Here is a 579-nt window from a genome sequence, read left to right on the forward strand (position 1 = left end):
CAGGTCCCGGCCCCTGCGGCCGCGGCCCAGCCGGCGGCTGTAGGGGCCGCTGGGCCCGCGCCGGTTCAGGCGGCTTCGACCCCGTTGGCCGCTTCCTGCAGCGGCGCCATGGTGGAGGGGCTGGTGGAAGTGCTGAAGAACCCCGCTACCCTGCAGCGCATGTGGCAAAACGCCATGGCCTCCATCAAAAAGGCCAACCCCGCCCATGCGGTGCTGTTCTTCAACACCCGTCCTGTGCTGGACGCCGACAAGGGCGTGCTGATAATCGAGGTGGACGCCTCCAACGCCTTCGCCGCCAACGCCCTGCAAAAGCCGGAGGTGCAAAACGAGCTGCAGCAGTGCCTGGACGCTGCCGCCGGCGCGCCAGTGGTGTTCTGCCTGCAGAAGAAGGAAGGGGTGTCGGGCGGCGCCCCTGCAGCGTCCATTGCTCCGCCGGTGCCTTCCGCCCCGGCGTCCGCTCCCGTTCCGCCCGCTCCAGCGGCCCCGGTCCCTGCGGCTCCGGCCGCCCCCGCGCCGGCGGCCCCCGTGGAAACGCCCCCGTGGGATCAGCCGCCGGTTCCCCCAACCGGCGCTCCTGCG

At 72.2% G+C, this 579-nt stretch carries 1 pseudogene; it reads left to right on the top strand.

Going from position 1 to position 579, the window contains the following annotated elements:
• Positions 1-579, top strand: a pseudogene (locus DMP11_RS10345) (hypothetical protein); the annotation flags it as partial.

Source organism: Parvibacter caecicola (genome assembly GCF_003725335.1).
GTDB lineage: Bacteria > Actinomycetota > Coriobacteriia > Coriobacteriales > Eggerthellaceae > Parvibacter > Parvibacter caecicola.